This window comes from Pseudomonas sp. FG36 (genome assembly GCF_057809275.1).
Window position 1 is genome coordinate 1 of the sequence record NZ_JBMDJQ010000001.1, and the last position, 16,952, is coordinate 16,952.

Consider the following 16,952-nt stretch of genomic DNA (forward strand, 5'->3'; position numbering starts at 1 on the left):
TAGGCGCACCGCCGATGCGACATGCCCCGCGATGCTTGCTATCCCCGTCTTAAAGCCCCTGGGATGCCTGCAACGGGTCGGTGCCCGGGTTTTCCTCGTGCAGCGAAACCTGCGCGGTCTCCGGCAACGCCAGCCCGCCGATCAACGCCAGCAAGGCAATCACCACCAGGTAGAACGCCGGCGCCAGGCGGCTGCCGCTCTGTTCGATCAACCAGGTCGCCACTAGCGGCGCGGTACCGCCAAACAGGGTGTAGGCGACGTTGTAGGTGATCGCCGAGGCGGTGTAGCGGCTGCGCGTGGGGAAACACTCCGACAGCAGCGCGGCGGTTACCACGCCACTCATCAGCGCGCCGATGGCCAGCAGGATCACCCCCAGCAATGCCCCCGCCAGCGACCCCGAACTGGCCAGCCAGTAGGCCGGGAACACTGCGATCATCACCCAGAGGCAAGTGAAGCCGATGGTCCGGCGCCGCCCGACACGATCGGAAAAGGCGCCCGCCAGCGGGCAGCCGGCCGCGGCGAACAGCAGCGCCACGGTCGAGACCAGTAGCGCCTGGGCGCGGCTCAGGTGGCCGACCGTCTGCAGGTAGGTGGCGAAGTAGGTGGTGAACATGTAGAACGACAGCGCCGTCAGTGATATGAACGCGCCAAGGTTGCGGATGGTGCGGCCATGGTGGCGCAGGGTGTCGCCCAGCGGCGAATGGCTGTGCGCCTTGCCTTCGGCGATTGCCTGGCGAAACGCCGGGGTTTCCTCCATGCGCCAGCGCAGGTAGAGGCCGACCAGGCCCAGGGGCGCGGCGACCAGGAACGGAATACGCCAACCCCAGGCATTCATCGCCTCGGGTGTGAGGCTCGCCTCCAGGCCATAGGCGATGACTGCCGCGCAGGCGAAGGCGGAGAAGGTCGAGACCGGCACGAAGCTGCCGTAGAACGCGCGCCGGCCCCGTGGCGCGTGCTCCATCAGGTAGGCGCAAGCGCCGGCATATTCACCCCCCGCGGAAAACCCCTGCAGGCAACGGGCAAGGGTGAGCAGCGCCGGGGCCAGCACGCCGATGCTGGCATAGGTCGGCAGCAGGCCGATCAGCGTGGTGGAGCCGGCCATCAGCAGGATGGTCAGCGACAGGATGCGCTTGCGCCCGAGACGGTCGCCCAGCGCGCCGAACACGATGCCGCCCAGCGGGCGCAAGGCGAAGGCCACGGCAAACACGGCGAAGGTCTTGAGCAGGGCGACACTGGCATCCTCGCTGGCGAAGAACTGGCTGGCGATCAGGGTGGCGAGGAAACCGTAGACGGCGAAGTCGAACCACTCGACGAAATTGCCGATGGCCGAGGCGGCGATCACCCGCCGCAAAGTGGCGGGTGGGACCTCGTGGACGATGGACATGGGGTGCTCTCCGGTGGTCTTGGCAGCCTGGACGGATGCGCCGCGCTCAGGCGCGGCGTCGTTGTTCTCAAGCCAGTAGACTAGCGGTAGGGCGAGGGTGCTTTGTCGGGGGCGACATCCGGATGCCTGTTAGCACCGGATGCCGGGTTCAGTGCAATGGCATGGGGGTTGGCAGGCGAGGCATGAGTACCAGAGGCGCGATGACATCGACATGACCATCTTCGAACAGGCTGTCAGGAACGGGCGGGTAGGTGGTTCTCCAGCATTCATGCTCGACCAGTTGCTTCAATTGGCTCAGGGGTGAGGCATTGGCCCAGATGGGCAGCAGCCGTTCATGGGCGGGCGAACTGCGCACGGCCTTGCAGGCGGTGGGGCGATTGTTCCGGTCCAGGGTGAGCTTGAGCGTGACCACGCCGACCAGTGTGCCTTGGTTGGCGGCATCGATGCGGTTGATGAGGGCGCTCTGCATGGCCGCCGTGAAGCCGGCCAGGGCGGCGGCGTCGACTTTTGCCCTGGCCTCGGGGTTGGCGCTGCAGGCCACGAGGGTGAGCAGGCCAAGCGCTGCCAGGGGGAGGAGGGTGAAACGCTGGATCTTCGACACGGGAACGTCCTTGGAGGCAAACACCGGTACCTGCGTGTACCGGTTTGAAAAGGGGCAGTAGCTTAACGTGGCTGGCGCTTCATTCTTCAGGGGGGAAGGCTTCCCCTCACTCCACCTTGAGCAAAAGCGCGGGATACTACTCCAGCCTGTCGACTGAGGGCGTTTTTCGCCTCGACATCAGGCCTGACTGTCGATACACACGCGGTTGCGCCCTTTCTGCTTGGCCCGGTACAGCGCCTGGTCAGCCTTGCGCAGGGTATCCGCAGGTTCTTCACCTGCCTGAGGCTGCCAGCTGGCAACGCCCAGTGACAGCGTGATCCCACCGATAGGCTCGATAGCAGTCTGTTCCACGGTCAGGCGCAGGTGGCCGGCGATGGCGGTCGCCACTTCCAGCCCTGCGCCCGGCAGGAGCATCAGGAACTCCTCGCCGCCGGTGCGGCACAGCAGGTCGCCCTGACGGCAGGTGCCACGCATCAGGCCCGCCAACCGCTGCAAGACCAGGTCACCGATGTCGTGGCCGTGGCTGTCGTTGATCCGCTTGAAATGGTCTATGTCCAGCACCACCACGGCGAAGCCGCGTTTCTCGGCCTGCAGCAAGCGCAGTGCCTGCTGCAGCCCGCGACGGTTCAACAGTCCGGTGAGTGGGTCGGTCTGGGCGTCATGGTTGAGCCGGCCGATGCGCTCCTGCAACAGGTTCAGGCCGAACAGCAGGGCGCGCTTGAGCTCTGCGGCCTCGGCGTACCAGGCGCGGACCTGGTGGATGCGCTCGGTGGTCTGCTGCTCGCCCGGGCCCCGGGCGACCGTGGCCAGTTGCCTGAGCGGGTGGGCAATGACTTGCGTCAGCCAGCACAGCAGCAGGCAGCCGAGCAGGGCCAGTGGCGTGGAAATGGCGATGACATTGAGGATCAGGTGACGCAGCGGCGCCACGGTCTGTTGCAGTGGTTGCTGGGAAACAATGGCCCAGCCGGTGCTGGGCACCGTGGCGAAACCGGCAAGCATCTCCACGCCCTGGCTGTTGACCAGCCGCCGGGTGCCTTGGTCCAGGCCAGGCAGGTCGTCGACCAAGGGGTTGTCGCCCACCAGGGTGCCGACCCGCTGGCTGTCGGGGTGGAACAGCAGTCGACGGTTGCGATCGATCACGTAGAGGTAGGCGCCGTTCTGGTAGAAGTGCGTGCCCAGCAGGCTGTTGAGCAAGTTTCGTTCACGCAGGTACAGGCTGCCGCCGATATAGCCCTGGTAGCGCCCGTCGGCGTCGAAGATCGGCTGCGACATGATCACCAACAGGTTGCCGGCCGCCGACAGGAAGGGCGTGGACACCAGCGTGCGGCGCTCGCGCAAGGCTTCCCGGGACGCGGCCGAGCTGGCCTGGATACCGGCCAGGTGCTGCAGCGGCGCTGGCACAAGCGTACGCACCACACCTTGGGCGTTGACCCGCAAGGTGGAGTTGAACAGGTTGCTTTGCTGTTGCAGGCGATCGATCTCAGCCTGTACCAGGCTATCGTCATCGGCGTGCCGGGCACATTGGCTGGCGCTGTAGGCCAGTTGCTGCAGGGCATTGGCCAGGGTGGTCTCGGTCACCGCGGCCAGCTTGGCGGCGTAGGCCCTGTTGGCTTCCAGGGCGCTGTCGATCAGCAGTTGGCGTTGCACCCGGTAGCTGGCGAAGTAACTGGCCAGCAGCATCACCAGCGCGGTGATGGCGCAGAGCGCGAGTATGAGTGTGCGCAGGTCGGGGCGCCGAGCGTGGGGGGGCATATATCGCAATCCTTGGCCTCATGGGGGGCAGCAGGTCCCTTACCTTACGCGCCAGGTGCAAGGTGAACCATGCAGGCGGACAATTGCAGGGTTGGATGATGGTGGGTGCTCCGATTTCCCACAACAATCACAGACTTTACTGCAGTTGTTTTCAGATCCCTCCAGATATCAGGGCGCGGCCAGCTGCAATGCCCGCAGGTCATCCTCGACCTGCTGCATGCGCGTCTGCGCCAGGGCCTGGACCTGGGGATCGCTGGCGCTCTCGCGCATCAGCCGGGTGAGCTTCTCGCTCAAGCGCTTGCCCTCGTCGCTCTGGCCAAGCTCCTTGGCCTTGGCCGGGTCGCGGGTGGCCTGGACGATGCTGGCGAACTCGGCGTCGTCGAAGTGCTCCTCGCTGTACAGCTTGAACAGGTCCTGGCGCTGATCCTCGACGGTGAGGTGCTTGCGCAGCACTTCCTTGATCTTGTCCTGGGGCACCTGCGCGTGGGTCATGGCCAGCAGCCCGGCCATGCGCTCGATGTTGTGGTCGTAGGCTTCCTGCAAGGGCAGGTTGGCGAGGATCTGTTCCTCGCGGCTGGGCTTCTGGTCGCAGGCGGCGAGGGCGCCGAGCAGGAGCACGGGCAACAGCAATCGGGTCAGGCGGGGCATGGGGCAGCCTTGGGCACGGTAAGGCCTGCGAGTTTACTGCAAACCCATGCGCAAATTCAGCGTTGCAACGGATTGCGCAGGCGCACCCAGACAATCGCCGGCAGGGCCATCAGCAGCCATTTCAGGTAGCGGTTCACTTCGTAGTGCTCGCAGGCGATGCCGATGCTGGTGCAGACCACCACCACCGCCACGAACTGGATCATTCTTTCCATCGGCAGGTTTCCATCATTGCTGGGGCCGGGAGGGCCGCGGCGCGCACTTTAGCAGTGGCGCGGGCGCGCAGGCCAGGATGCCATACGGCGTAACACTTTTACGGCGGTTCATGCGCGCGAAGTTGGCTATTGTGCGGCAATCCTGGCCCCCAAGGAAGGCGACCCGATGACTACCTACAAAGGCGGCTGCCTGTGCGGCCGCATCCGTTTCAGCGCCACGGGCGAGCCGCGGTTTCCGCATACCTGCTCGTGCGGGCAGTGCCAGCGCCACTCCGGCAGCCTGACCCTATGCTGGGTCGAGTTCGACAAGGCGGCGGTCGCCTGGACCGGGGAGGGCGGTGCTCCGGCGCTGTACCGTTCCTCCGACGCTTCCAGCCGCGCGTTCTGCGCCACCTGCGGCAGTTCCCTTGGCGCGGTGGATGACGCCCCCACGGTGGCCTTGCTGCTGGGCTGCTTTGATGCCAAAGGCGCCCAGGCCTTGCGGCCCACATCGCATTCGTTTCGTGCTTGCCGGCCACGCTGGTGGAAGTTGGGGTAAGCGTTATCATGTCGTCCGCTTGCCCATACCCCTCAAGGACGACCCGCATGCTACAGCGCAACACAATGGTGCCCGAACTGATCGTCAGCGACCTCGACAGCAGCCTGGATTTCTGGGTATCGCTGCTGGGCTTCGAGATTGCCTACCAACGCCCGGAGCAGCGTTTCGCCTACCTCGACCTGCACGGCGCGCAGGTGATGCTCGAGCAGCTCGATGCCGATGATCACTGGCTCACCGGGCCGCTGGAAAAGCCCTTCGGGCGGGGAATCAACCTGCTGATCGATGTCGCTGCGGTCGCGCCGCTGCTCGAACGGCTGGAGCGCCATCGCTGGCCGTTGTTCCAGGCGTGCGAGGACGTCTGGTATCGCGCAGATGCCGTCGAAGTGGGGTTGCGCCAGTTCCTGGTCCAGGACCCGGATGGCTACCTGTTGCGGCTGGCGCAGAAACTGGGCGAGCGCCCGGTTGCGTTATCCGCGCGGTAGCCCTTGCACCGGCCCCTGCAGCCGGCGTCTGACAGGCCGTCCCAACCGACACCCGCCATGCTCAACACCGTGTTCATTTCCATTCCCGGCGTATTCGCCTACCGTCTCCTTCCACCCCATCACAAGGAGATCACGCATGCCCGAGCTTGCGTTGTACAAGGTGAAACTGCTGGACGAATTCGAGGCTCGCGAGGACGACTGGAGCTTCGGCCACTTCGAGCACCGGCTGACCCAGGTCAAGCCCGCTGCCAACTATCAGGACGCCAAGGGCATCATCAAGGCTGCCCATCTGGCGAACAACTGGCCGAATACGGTAAAGCGCTATCTGCTGAGCAACTACCGCGCCCACGGTAATGTCAGCAGCGAGCTGACCGAAACCTTCATGCAGGTGCTGGCCAGCCTGACGCCGCAGGAGATGCAGGTCTGGAAGCTGCCGCAGGTAAACCAGCCGGCCTGATCGCCGCCAAGTCGACTCCCACAGGACGGCGCATGGCTTCAGGCTGGCGCGTTCGGCGTGGGAGCCGGCTTGCCGGCGATGCGCCGCGTCAGCGGCGCTTTCCATGCCGACTCAGGCCCAAAACCGCAAAAGCCGCGCCCCATCATACGGATCGACCAGGTAGTGCCCCCGCACCCCAAACGTCCCCAGCAACCGCTCCGGCGTCAACACCGCTTCCGGCTTGCCTAGCGCAACCAGCCGCCCCTGATCGAGCACGGCCAATCGGTCGCAAGTCAGTGCCTGGTTGAGATCATGCAGCGCCACCAGCGTCGTCACCGGTAGCGCCTGCACCTGGCGCAGCAAGCCGAGCTGGTGCTGGATATCGAGATGGTTGGTCGGCTCGTCCAGCAACAGCACCTGCGGCCGTTGCGCCAGGGCCCGGGCGATATGCACGCGCTGGCGCTCGCCGCCAGACAGTTCGCCCCATAGCCGTCGGCGCAGGTGGCTGGCGTCGGCGTCGGCCAGCGCCTGGTCGACGATGGCGCGGTCATCGTTGCCGAACGGTGCCAGGGCCGAGAGCCAGGGCGTGCGGCCCAGGGCGACGGCGTCGTAGACACTGATGGCGTCCAGGGTGTCGGCCTGTTGCTCGACCAGGGCCAGGCGCTGGGCGACATGCCGGCGCGGCATGCGCTCCAGCGCTTGGCCGAGCAGGCGCACGCTGCCACTGCTGGGCGTGCGCAGGCCGGCGAGCAGCTTGAGCAGGGTGGACTTGCCCGAGCCGTTGGGGCCGACCACGCCGAGGGTTTCGCCGGGCATCACGCTCAGGTCGACCCCCTGCAGCACGTCGCGTCCGCCCAGGCGCAGGCCGAGCCCTTGGCAGGTGAGCGGCGCGTCGGCGATGGTGGTCATCACACTCATGGGCGCCCCCTGCGGCTGATCAGGATCAGCGCGAACACCGGTGCGCCGATCAAGGCCGTGACCACGCCCACCGGGATCACCTGGCCGGTGATCAGGGTGCGCGAGAGGATGTCGGCGATGATCAGGAACAGCGCACCGCCCAGGGCGCTGGCCGGCAGCAGGCGGCTGTGCCCGGGGCCGAGCAGCAGGCGCAGGGCATGGGGGATGACCAGGCCGACGAAGCCGATGGCGCCGACGATGGACACCATCACCGCGGTGACCAGCGCCGCGCAACTGATCAGCAGCAGCTGTGTGCGGCGCACCGGTACGCCCAGCGAGGCCGCCGAGTCGGCGCCGAAGGTAAAGGCGTCCAGTGCGCGGCGCTGCCACAGGCATATCACGAGGCCGAACAGGGCGACCGGCACCGCCAGCCACACCGACGGCCAGCGCACGCCGCTGAGGTTGCCCAGCAGCCAGAAAAGGATGCCGCGGGCCTGCTCGGCGGTGGCCGACTTGGTGATGAGGAAAGCGGTGAGGGCGTTGAACAGCTGCGAGCCGGCGATGCCGGCGAGGATCACCTGGGCGTTGTCGTGGCGGCTGCCACTGGCGCGCGATAGCAGCAACACCAGGGCGAACGCCGCCAGCGCGCCGATGAAGGCGCCGGCCGACAGCGACAGCACCGCGCCGCCCAGGCCGAACAGCCCCACCGCCACGGCGCCGGTCGAGGCGCCGGCAGACAGGCCCAGCAGGTACGGCTCGGCCAACGGGTTGCGCAGCAGCGCCTGGAGGATCACCCCACAGGTCGCCAGCCCCGCGCCGCAGGCGGCGGCGACCAGGGTGCGCGGCAGGCGGTAGTTCCAGACGATACCGGCGTCGATCGGGTCGACGCCATGGCCGGCCTGCCACAGCTGGTTGGCCAGCACCTGCCAGATCGCCTCGGCGCCGACACGGGTCTCGCCGATGGCAATCCCGGCAAGCATGGCCAGGCACAGGGCGAGCAAAGCAAAGAGGCTGATGGGCAGCAGGCGGCTCATGGCTGGGGTGCTTTACCGCTGGCGAAGGCGCTGGACAGCACGTCCAGGCCGCGGAACAGGCGGATGCCGGCCTGCATGGCGTCGGCATCGAGGACGATGATCCGGCCGTGCTTGACCGCGTCCATATTGCGCGTGACCGGGTCGCTGCGCAGGAAGTCGAGTTTTTTCTGGTAGTCGTCGGCCGGGTAGCGGCGGCGGTCCATGCGCGCGACGATCAGCCAGGTGGGGTTGGCTTTGACCAGGGTTTCCCAGCCCACGGTAGGCCATTCTTCGCTGGACTCGACCACGTTGCGCACGCCAAGGGTCTGCAGCATGTAGTCGGCCACGCCCTGGCGGCCGGCGACATAGGGGTCGGTCTTGAGGTCGGCGCTGGAGAACCAGAACAGCGCGCTGGTGTGCGCCAGGTCCTGGCCGGCCAGGCGCTGCCTGGCCTGTTCCAGTTGGCCCTGGAGCTCGGCATTCAGGCGCGCGCCACGCTCCTGCACGTCGAATATCTCGGCCAGCTGGCTGACGCTCTTGTAGATGCTCTGCACCTTGAACGGCTGCAGGCGGGTGCCGTCGGCGCCCACCAGGTTGTCCTTGCCCTCGCAGTCCGAGGGCAGCAGGTAGGTGGGGATGCCCAGCTCCTGGAATTGTTCGCGGGTGCCGACCGCCCCTTGGGCGCCGATCATCCATTCGAACTGCGCCGTCACCAGTTGCGGACGTTTGCCGACCACCGCCTCGAAGCTCGGTTCGTTGTCGGCCAGGCGCGGGACCTTGTCGTTCTGCGCCTTGAATTCCGGCAGCACGTTGTTGAACCACAGCGAGGTGCCGGCCAGCCGCTCACCCAGGCCCAGGGCATAGAGCAGCTCGGTGCCGGCCTGGCCGACGGTCACCGCCCGTTGCGGGGCCTGGGTGAAGGTCTGCGGCATGCCGCAGTTGTCGACGGTCAGCGGGTACAGGGTGGTGCTGGCGTGGGCCAGGCCCGACAGGGACAGGCCGGCGAGGAGGGCGGCGAGGCGGTGCGGCATGGTGGGGCGATCTCCTGGGTGGTGCACGGAATGGCCCACGGACAGGCATCGCCCGGCAGCCTGCGCAAGCACGCGGCCAGGGCGGATGACCATCCCGGACACCCCGCCGGTTGGTGAATGCGTGCCGGCAGGTCTCCTGACTGGTGCGTCCAGGCCGGCGCCAGCCTTCCCGGGTCGGCAGACCCAGTGGCATCGATGGCGCAGGCTCGGCACCTACAGTTGCGGGGGCAGTTCCCTTTGGATCGCCAGTGGCGAGCCCGGGATTCCCTTTTGATTCCGTGTGGAAACCGGCGGGCGGCATGGTAGACCATCGGGCTGTCGGGTGAAAACGCTTTTACAGGTACTTGAGCCAGGCGATATCGCGCCGGCGCGCTTTCAGCCGGGCGAACCAGCGCACCGGCAGGTACAGGGCAAGTGGCAGCAGCACGGCGGTCAGCCATACCGCCCCGATGCCATCGAAACCGAAATAGCGGCCCTGGTTCAGGCCGAACAGCGCCACGCAGGCCACGTACAGCAGCTTGAGCACATACAGGTGCAGCAGGTAGAAGAACATCGGCGCTGCGCCAAACACCGCAAGCGGGCCGATCCAGCGGGCGTCGCCGGCACGCTCGAAGCCGCGCAGCAGGAGCAGGCCGACGCCGAGGGTCAGGGCCAGGAACAGCAACGACGGTGGGTACTTGGTGATATTGAAGAAGCTCATCAGCGTCTGCCCGACGCTGGCGTAGAGGCTCCAGGGGGCTTCGCCGTAGCCATTGAGCAGGCGCAGCGCGCCGAACCCCAGCAGCAACGCCGCGCCGGCCCATAGCAGGCGCTGTTGGCGCTTGCCGGCGTCGCTGCCCCGGGCAAACCACGGCCCGAGCCCATAACCCAGGGCGATCACGCCGATCCACGGCAACAGCGGGTAGGACGTGCGCAGGCGCAGATGTTCGCCCACCTCCAGCCAACTGCGCTCATGCAGGATCGCCCATGGCACATGCAGCGCCGATTCCGGCCCGAAGTGCAGGCCATCGAGCAGGTTGTGACCGGCGACGATCAGCGCGCCGAGGGCGAGCAGCGCCGGGCGCGGCAGCCACACCAGCAGCGACAGGGCGAGCATGCTCAGGCCGATGGCCCAGATCACCTGCAGGTAGATCACGCTCGGAGGCAACTCGAAGGTCCAGGCGAAGTTGACCAGGGTGAATTCCAGCAGTACCAGGAACAGACCGCGTTTGAACAGGAACACCGAGACATCGCCACGGCCCTGGTACTTCTCGCCATACAACCAGGCCGATAGCCCGGTAAGCAGCACGAACACCGGCGCGCACAGGTGCGCCAGGGTGCGACTGGCGAACAGGCTGGGTTCGGTGGCGTCGATCGCATCGATGGTCATCGGGTCGCTGACCTGGCGATGCAGGAAGAAGGTTTCGCGCACGTGGTCCAGCAGCATGAACAGGATCACCAGGCCGCGCAGGGCGTCGATGCTTTGCAGGCGTTGGGGGAGTCGGGGGCTGGCCATTGAAAAAGTCGCAAACAGAGGATGCGAGATGTTATCTCATAACAATTAATTGATCTACTGGCCCGCATTTGCATCGACGTGCTCGACGCTATCGCGGGGCAAGCCCGTTCCTACAGGTCATGCGCTATTCCTGCAGGAGCGGGCTTGCTCCGAGATGGCATCGTTCGCCCCATTGGGACACGATCCGACTTTGCCCCTCAGAGATCCAGCACCAACCGCGCCGAGCGCGCCCGCGACACGCACAGCATCATGCTCTGCTGCGCAGCCTTTTCCTCGTCGCTGAGGTATTGGTCGAAATGCTCGGCCTCGCCTTCGAGGATCGCCGTCTCGCAGGTGCCGCACACGCCTTCGCGGCACAGGCACTCGACCTTCGCGGCCTTGGACTTCTCGATGGCCTGGAGGATGGTCATGCCTTCCTCGACTTGCAGTTCGGTGCCCGACCGGGCCAGCACCACGGTGAAGGCCGCACCTGTGGCCGGCGCGGCGGCGGCGAACTGTTCCCAGTGCACCCGCGATTCGGCGATTCCAGCAGCGGCGGCGGTGGCGATCACCGCGTCGATCAGCGGCTTGGGCCCGCACACATAGAGGTGGGCGTCATCGGCCAGGCCCGCGCACAGCGCGGCGAGGTCGAGCTTGCGGTCCAGGCTGTCGATGTAGAACCGCGTGTTGCCGGCATGCGGGCCTTGTTCCAGGTCGCCCTGGAAGGCGCCGTGTTCCGGGGCGCGGAAGGCGTAGTGCAGCTCGTAGGGAGTGGCGCCACCTTCCAGCTCGTGCAACTGCGCCAGGAAGGGGGTAATGCCGATGCCGCCGGCGATCAGCACATGGCGCCCGGCATCGGCGTCCAGGGCGAACAGGTTGTTGGGGGTGGAGATGGTCAGCTCGCTGCCCACCGCGACCTGGTTGTGCATGAACGCCGAACCGCCCTTGGACTGCTCCTCGAGCCGCACGCCGATCTGGTAGCTATGCAATTGACGCGGGTCGCTCATCAGCGAGTAGGCATTGCTGAACTGGCTGCCGCAGGGCGACTGCATCTGCACGATCACGTGGCTGCCGCCGCTGAAGGCGGGCAGGGGGCCGCCGTCGGCGCGGGCCAGGGTGAAGCGCTTGATCTGCGGCGTGGCCTGTTCCACACCGGTCACGCGCACCTTGAACATCTCGTATTGCTTGGCCATGGCGTACCTCGACAACAAAGCCCCGCGCCAGGCCCTGGCGCGGGGCGGGGGAGCTTGGGTGTGTTCAGTCGTCCAGATGGGCGACCGCGATCAGGTTGTGGAAGTGGGCGATGCCGTGCTCGCTGACGCCGCTGCGCTGGGCGTCGACCATGATCCGGCCCTGGCCACGGTAGCCGCGGGACTTCAGGCCTTTCTGCACGCTCTCGACCAGCCGCAGGTCCTCGGGGCGGAACACCTCGCGGTACCAGTCGATCAGCTTGTGCTGCTCTTCGCTGAGTTCCTTGTTGAGGAAGTAGATGTCGTAGTGCTGCAGGGTGGTTTCGGCATCGACCGGGAACTCGTAGATCACGGTCATGAAGTTGGCTCCTGGCGGTACGTTGAACATGGTGCATGGCCAGGCCCAGAAGCCGGCGAAGGACGGGTCTTTCACCGACTCGTCGAAGGTGAATGACTGCTCCGACGGCTTGGCCAGGCCGTATTGCAGGGTCCAGTTGCCGTGCAGGCTGTGGCTGTACTGGCCGACGTCCACCGAATCGGAGAAACCGGGGTGGGCCGGGGCACAGTGGTAGCACTCCAAATAGTTGTCGACGATGGATTTCCAGTTGGCCGGGGTGTCGCTGACGAAGCGCGCGGCCAGATGCAGGTCGTCGATCACCGCGCAGGCTTCGCGCATGCGCTTCTGCATTCCCGGCAGCTGGTCTTCGACGGAGCCTGCGTCGTTGTCCATGTTGATGAAGATGAAGCCGGCGTATTCCTCCACGCGCAGCTGCACCAGGGTTGAATTGTCCTTGTCGAAGTTGGCCACGTTCTCGCAGTTGCGCGCATGGGCCAGCTCGCCGTCGAGCTTGAAGGTCCAGGCGTGGTACGGGCAGGTGATCACGTTCTTGGCCTTGCCGCTGCCTTCGAGCAGTTGGTGGCCGCGGTGCGGGCAGACGTTGTAGAAGGCCCGCAGCACGTCGTCGCGGCCCCGCACGACGATGATGCTCTCGCCGATCACCTGGCGGGTGATGTAGGCGTTCTTCTCGGCGACTTCGCTGCGGTGGCCGACGCAGATCCAGCTGCGGGCGAAGATCGCTTCCTTCTCGTGTTCGAAGACGGCGGCCTGGGTGTAGAACTTGGCCGGGAGGGTGAAGGCCTCCTCGGGGTTGGCGCAGAAGTCGGCGGGCAGGCGTTTGAAATCGTTCATGGCTCTATCTCGGTTCTTATTGGTTAACGCGTATCTGATGGTTAACAAGCTGGGCAAAAAAATTTGCCAGAACGGGGGCGGGCAAGCCCGCTCCCAGGTTGTATTTCAGTGCACCACGGCAGCGCTACGCGGTGCCTGCGGCTGCGGTTCCTCACCCGCCAGGCGGGTGGCCTCTTCCTCGATGCGGTACGCCGGCACCTGGCCGTAGTCGGCCGCCAGCCACTTGAAGAACCCGTAGATCTTTACCAGCAGGATCACCATGAACGGGATCGCGGTGAGCACCACGGCGGTCTTCATGGTCGACAGCGAGGCCTTGGCGAAGAGCATGGCCAGTGGCACCAGGGTCAGCACCACGCACCAGAACAGGCGCAGGGTGGGGCTTGGGTCTTCACCTTCGCGCAGGTTGCGGGTGCTGGTGGCGGCCACGGCGTAGGCGGCGGCGTCCATGTGCGAGGCGCAGAACACCGCCATGATGAACAGGTACGCGGCGAGGAACAGCGTGCCCCAGGGCAGGGCCAGCAACAGGTCGGTCACCGCGGCTTCGCCGCCCAGCGTGCCGAGCAGCTTGGGTACGTCGATCTGGCCGTTGATGAACTGGTGCATGCTGTAGCTTTCCAGCGCCCCGAAGAAGAACCAGCAACCGAAGCTGCCGCCCAGCAGCAGGGCGAACACCACTTCCTTGATCAGTCGGCCACGGGACACGCGGGCGACGAACATCGCCACGCCCGGGGCGTAGGACACCCACCACAGCCAGTAGAACACCGTCCAGTTGCGGGTGAAGGCGCCGTCGCCGGCGGGGTCGGTGAACAGGCTCATCTGCACGTAGTGCTGCAGCATCAGGCCGATGGAATTGGCGGTGTTGTTCAGGGTGAACTGGGTCGGCCCGACCAGCAGGACGATGGCGGCGAACACCAGGGCGCCGATGCAGACCATCTTCGACAGGCGCTGCAGGCCGCCATCGATGCCGATGTACGAGCTCAGCGAGAACAGCAGCGCCACCGCGCCGATCACCAGCAACTGCACGGTGAAGGTGTTGGGGGTGCCGGCCAGGTCGGCAAGGCCGCGGGTCAGGGTCGAGGCGGTGAGCGCCAGCGACACGGTCAGCGCGCCCATCATGGTCAGCAGGAAGATCAGGTCGACGGCGCGGCCGACCGGGCCGGTAGCCTTGAAACCGGTGACTGCTTCGATGATCGAGGCCAGGTTGAGGCCGCTCTTCTTGCGCACATGGAAGTGGTAGGCCATGGCCAGCGAGGCCAGGGCGTAGATCGACCAGGCGCTGATGCCCCAGTGGAAGAACGAGTAGCTGACGCTGTATTCCAGGGCCTTGGCCGACATCGGCGCGATGTTCAGGCCTGGGGTCTGGTAGTAGTAGGCCCACTCCATCACGCCCCAGTACAGGGTCGAGGAACCCATGCCGGCGCAGATGAACATGAACACCCAGGTGGCGGTGGAGTATTCGGGCTTGCCGGCACCCAGGCGGATGTTGCCGTATTTGCTGAAGGCCAGGTACAGCACAGCCAGGGAACTGCCGAACACCAGTACCTGGACGCTGGTGCCGAAGGTGCGGGTGGCCACTTCGAACAGCTGGTTGGCCAGGCTTTCGGCCTGGGCAGGGAAGGCGGCAAGGCCGATCACGGTGAGCAGCACGGCCAACAGGCTCACGGCGATCAGGAACACGTCGATCTTTTTGTTATTGGGGGACATCAATTGTCTCCTGGAGCATTTTTTTTGTAGTAGGCGTCAGGCGTTGGGAAGTCCGTATCGAGGTTCTGTGTTTCCTTTCTGTTAACTAACAGGTAACAGGTATCTTTTGGTTGACAGATTCTGCATTGAATCGAAGTGGGTGGCAATAGGATCGTCGGACAATCCGGATGATTGGGCTGGCGATATCGCGGGGCAAGTCGCATCGGCCCCGCGATTACCTAGCGCCAAATCAGGCGCCGAGCAGCTCGGCAATGGCCTTGCCCACTTCCTGGGTCGAACGGCTGCCGCCCATGTCACGGGTGGTATCGCCGTTGGCGATCACCGTCTCGATGGCCTTGAGGATGTCGTCGTGGGCCGCCTGGTAGCGGGCATCGTTGTTTTCCTGGCCGAGGAACTCGAGCATCAGCGCGCCGGACCAGATCATCGCGATCGGGTTGGCGATGTTCTTGCCGTAGATGTCCGGCGCTGAGCCATGCACCGGCTCGAACAGCGAGGGGAACTTGCGCTCGGGGTTGAGGTTGGCCGACGGCGCGATGCCGATGGTGCCGGCGCACGCCGGGCCGAGGTCGGAGAGGATGTCACCGAACAGGTTGGAGGCCACTACCACGTCGAAACGCTCCGGCTGCAGCACGAAGCGGGCGCAGAGGATGTCGATGTGCTGCTTGTCCCAGCTGATCTCGGGATAGTGGGCGGCCATGGCGGCGGTGCGCTCGTCCCAGTAGGGCATGCTCACGGCCATGCCGTTGGACTTGGTCGCCGAGGTCACGTGCTTGCGCTCGCGGGTCTGCGCCACGTCGAAGGCGTACTTGAGGATGCGGTCGACGCCGCGACGGGTGAACACCGACTCCTGCAGCACGAACTCGTTGTCAGTGCCTTCGAACATGCGCCCGCCCAGGGAGGAGTATTCGCCCTCGGTGTTCTCGCGGATCACCACGAAGTCGATGTCGCCGGGCTGCTTGTTCGCCAGCGGGCAGGGCACGCCGGGGAACAGGCGCACCGGGCGGATGTTCACGTACTGGTCGAAGTCGCGGCGGAACTTGAGCAGGGAGCCCCACAGCGAGATGTGGTCCGGGACCTTGTCGGGCCAGCCGACGGCGCCGAAGTACAGGGCGTCGAAGCCCTTGAGCTGGTCGAACCAGTCGTCGGGCATCATCTTGCCGTGGGCCAGGTAGTAATCGCAGCTGGCCCATTCGAAGAACTCGAACTGCAGGTCCAGGCCGTGCTTGCGGGCGGCGGCCTCGACCACGCGCAGGCCTTCGGGGAGGACTTCGTTGCCGATGCCGTCACCGGGGATGGCGGCGATCTTGAAGGTCTTGGTCATGGGGCGCATCTCGTGTCTAGGGAAGATGCAGACCATGCTATAAGGCTGTGCTTCGGAGATAATCCGGCAATCCATCAATTCTTGGTGCACGAAACGTGAATAATCTGCCGAACCTGGATGACCTCGACATCTTCCTGCAGGTGGCCCGCCGCGCCAGCTTCGCCGCGGTGGCGGACGAGCGCGGCATGTCGGCGGCATTCATCAGCAAGCGTATTCGCCTGCTGGAGGAAAGCCTCGGCGTACGCCTGCTGCACCGCACCACCCGGCGGGTGACGGTGAGCGAGGAGGGCGAGCGCGTGTACCAGTGGGCGCAGCAGATCTTCGAGACCCTGCGGCGCATGGACGACGACCTCAACGCCGGCCAGCGCGAGCCGGCGGGGCAACTGCGCATCGCCAGCAGCCTGGGGCTGGGGCGGCGCTTCGTGGCGCCGGCGCTGTCGGAGCTGGCGGCGCGCTACCCTGGGCTGGACATCCGCCTGGATGTGCATGACCGCCTGGTGGACCTGATCGCCGAAGGGGTGGACCTGGACATCCGCGTCGGCAACGTCATCGCCCCGCACCTGATCGCCAAACCCCTGGCACGCAACCGTCGGGTGCTGTGCGCCGCCCCTGGCTACCTGGCCGCGCATGGCACGCCGCGGGTGCTGGCCGACCTGGCCAGCCATGACTGCCTGGTGATCAAGGAGCGCGACCACCCGTTCGGCCTGTGGCACCTGGAAGGCCCCCAGGGCGAGGAAAGCGTGCGCGTCACCGGCGGGCTTTCCAGCAACCACGGCGAGGTGGCGCACCAGTGGTGCCTGGACGGGCGAGGGATCCTGCTGCGCTCCTGGTGGGACGTGCATGACAGCATCGCCGATGGGCGCCTGGTGCAGGTGCTGCCCGAGTACCAGCAGGCGGCGGATATCTGGGCGGTGTATACGGCGCCGTTGGCAGGTTCAGCCAAGGTGCGGGTGGCGGTGGAGTTCTTCCGCCAGTACTTCGCCGAGCGCTATCGCTTGCCGGATTGACCCTTCGCGACGCCCCGCGACAAGTTGTCTGCTTGACTTGCAGAGGCACCCTACGATCGTTAACTTGACTTTG

The 16,952-nt window shown here is 65.9% G+C and carries 17 protein-coding genes and 1 riboswitch; of the genes, 4 read left to right on the top strand and 13 right to left on the bottom strand.

All coding sequences use genetic code 11. The features are described 5' to 3' along the window. Nucleotides 1-49: 49 nt before the first annotated feature. From ACODS9_RS00005 to ACODS9_RS00025, 5 genes are all read right to left on the bottom strand, one after another. Nucleotides 50-1,384 (bottom strand): MFS transporter, encoded by a 1,335-nt coding sequence (locus ACODS9_RS00005; protein WP_401110542.1) that lies wholly within the window; start codon nucleotides 1,382-1,384, stop codon nucleotides 50-52. A 148-nt stretch (nucleotides 1,385-1,532) separates the two neighbouring features. Continuing rightward, nucleotides 1,533-1,985, bottom strand: coding sequence for a hypothetical protein (locus ACODS9_RS00010; RefSeq protein ID WP_489092943.1), 453 nt, complete (start codon nucleotides 1,983-1,985; stop codon nucleotides 1,533-1,535). A gap of 177 nt (nucleotides 1,986-2,162) precedes the next feature. Continuing rightward, nucleotides 2,163-3,737: a GGDEF domain-containing protein gene (locus ACODS9_RS00015; protein WP_489092944.1), complete on the bottom strand. Its 1,575-nt coding sequence runs from the start codon at nucleotides 3,735-3,737 to the stop codon at nucleotides 2,163-2,165. Between the two features lie 168 nt (nucleotides 3,738-3,905). After that, the gene (locus tag ACODS9_RS00020; protein ID WP_489092945.1) at nucleotides 3,906-4,385 is read right to left on the bottom strand and encodes a hypothetical protein; all 480 of its coding nucleotides are present in this window, start codon (nucleotides 4,383-4,385) and stop codon (nucleotides 3,906-3,908) included. Between the two features lie 56 nt (nucleotides 4,386-4,441). Further along, nucleotides 4,442-4,597 carry a hypothetical protein gene (locus tag ACODS9_RS00025; RefSeq protein WP_156177603.1) on the bottom strand — a complete coding sequence of 52 codons (156 nt, stop codon included), beginning with the start codon at nucleotides 4,595-4,597 and terminating at the stop codon, nucleotides 4,442-4,444. Nucleotides 4,598-4,763: 166 nt separating this feature from the next. Between ACODS9_RS00025 and ACODS9_RS00030 the strand changes: the two genes are divergently transcribed. The 3 genes from ACODS9_RS00030 (at nucleotide 4,764) to ACODS9_RS00040 (ending at nucleotide 6,074) form a co-directional block, all read left to right on the top strand. Then, complete coding sequence (locus ACODS9_RS00030) at nucleotides 4,764-5,135, top strand: GFA family protein (RefSeq protein ID WP_023631227.1); 372 nt, start codon at nucleotides 4,764-4,766, stop codon at nucleotides 5,133-5,135. A 47-nt stretch (nucleotides 5,136-5,182) separates the two neighbouring features. Continuing rightward, nucleotides 5,183-5,617: a bleomycin resistance protein gene (locus ACODS9_RS00035; protein WP_489092946.1), complete on the top strand. Its 435-nt coding sequence runs from the start codon at nucleotides 5,183-5,185 to the stop codon at nucleotides 5,615-5,617. A 136-nt stretch (nucleotides 5,618-5,753) separates the two neighbouring features. Further along, nucleotides 5,754-6,074 carry a hypothetical protein gene (locus ACODS9_RS00040; protein WP_489092947.1) on the top strand — a complete coding sequence of 107 codons (321 nt, stop codon included), beginning with the start codon at nucleotides 5,754-5,756 and terminating at the stop codon, nucleotides 6,072-6,074. A 111-nt stretch (nucleotides 6,075-6,185) separates the two neighbouring features. Here the strand turns inward: ACODS9_RS00040 and ACODS9_RS00045 are convergent, their stop codons facing one another. The 8 genes from ACODS9_RS00045 to ACODS9_RS00080 all read right to left on the bottom strand — a co-directional run bounded on the left by ACODS9_RS00045 (nucleotide 6,186) and on the right by ACODS9_RS00080 (nucleotide 15,872). After that, nucleotides 6,186-6,971, bottom strand: a complete 786-nt coding sequence (locus ACODS9_RS00045; protein ID WP_489092948.1) for an ABC transporter ATP-binding protein — start codon at nucleotides 6,969-6,971, stop codon at nucleotides 6,186-6,188. Continuing rightward, complete coding sequence (locus ACODS9_RS00050) at nucleotides 6,968-7,984, bottom strand: FecCD family ABC transporter permease (RefSeq protein ID WP_401110515.1); 1,017 nt, start codon at nucleotides 7,982-7,984, stop codon at nucleotides 6,968-6,970. The genes ACODS9_RS00045 and ACODS9_RS00050 overlap by 4 nt, the downstream gene beginning before the upstream one ends. Continuing rightward, nucleotides 7,981-8,994: an ABC transporter substrate-binding protein gene (locus ACODS9_RS00055; protein WP_401110513.1), complete on the bottom strand. Its 1,014-nt coding sequence runs from the start codon at nucleotides 8,992-8,994 to the stop codon at nucleotides 7,981-7,983. The genes ACODS9_RS00050 and ACODS9_RS00055 overlap by 4 nt, the downstream gene beginning before the upstream one ends. Before the next feature lie 109 nt (nucleotides 8,995-9,103). Beyond that, nucleotides 9,104-9,301: riboswitch (cobalamin riboswitch) on the bottom strand. Nucleotides 9,302-9,328: 27 nt separating this feature from the next. Then, nucleotides 9,329-10,489, bottom strand: coding sequence for an acetyltransferase domain-containing protein (locus ACODS9_RS00060; protein WP_489092949.1), 1,161 nt, complete (start codon nucleotides 10,487-10,489; stop codon nucleotides 9,329-9,331). 197 nt (nucleotides 10,490-10,686) lie between these two features. Beyond that, entirely contained in the window at nucleotides 10,687-11,661 is a 975-nt protein-coding gene (locus ACODS9_RS00065; protein ID WP_401105031.1) for a PDR/VanB family oxidoreductase, read from the bottom strand. Nucleotides 11,662-11,725: 64 nt separating this feature from the next. Continuing rightward, on the bottom strand, nucleotides 11,726-12,847 hold the full coding sequence (locus tag ACODS9_RS00070; protein ID WP_038705911.1) for an aromatic ring-hydroxylating oxygenase subunit alpha: 1,122 nt from the start codon (nucleotides 12,845-12,847) through the stop codon (nucleotides 11,726-11,728). 105 nt (nucleotides 12,848-12,952) lie between these two features. Continuing rightward, nucleotides 12,953-14,551, bottom strand: a complete 1,599-nt coding sequence (locus tag ACODS9_RS00075) for a BCCT family transporter (RefSeq protein ID WP_038705912.1) — start codon at nucleotides 14,549-14,551, stop codon at nucleotides 12,953-12,955. 229 nt (nucleotides 14,552-14,780) lie between these two features. After that, nucleotides 14,781-15,872, bottom strand: coding sequence for a tartrate dehydrogenase (locus ACODS9_RS00080; protein WP_038705913.1), 1,092 nt, complete (start codon nucleotides 15,870-15,872; stop codon nucleotides 14,781-14,783). A gap of 95 nt (nucleotides 15,873-15,967) precedes the next feature. Between ACODS9_RS00080 and ACODS9_RS00085 the strand changes: the two genes are divergently transcribed. Continuing rightward, nucleotides 15,968-16,879, top strand: coding sequence for a LysR substrate-binding domain-containing protein (locus ACODS9_RS00085; RefSeq protein WP_046855980.1), 912 nt, complete (start codon nucleotides 15,968-15,970; stop codon nucleotides 16,877-16,879). Nucleotides 16,880-16,952 lie beyond the last annotated feature (73 nt).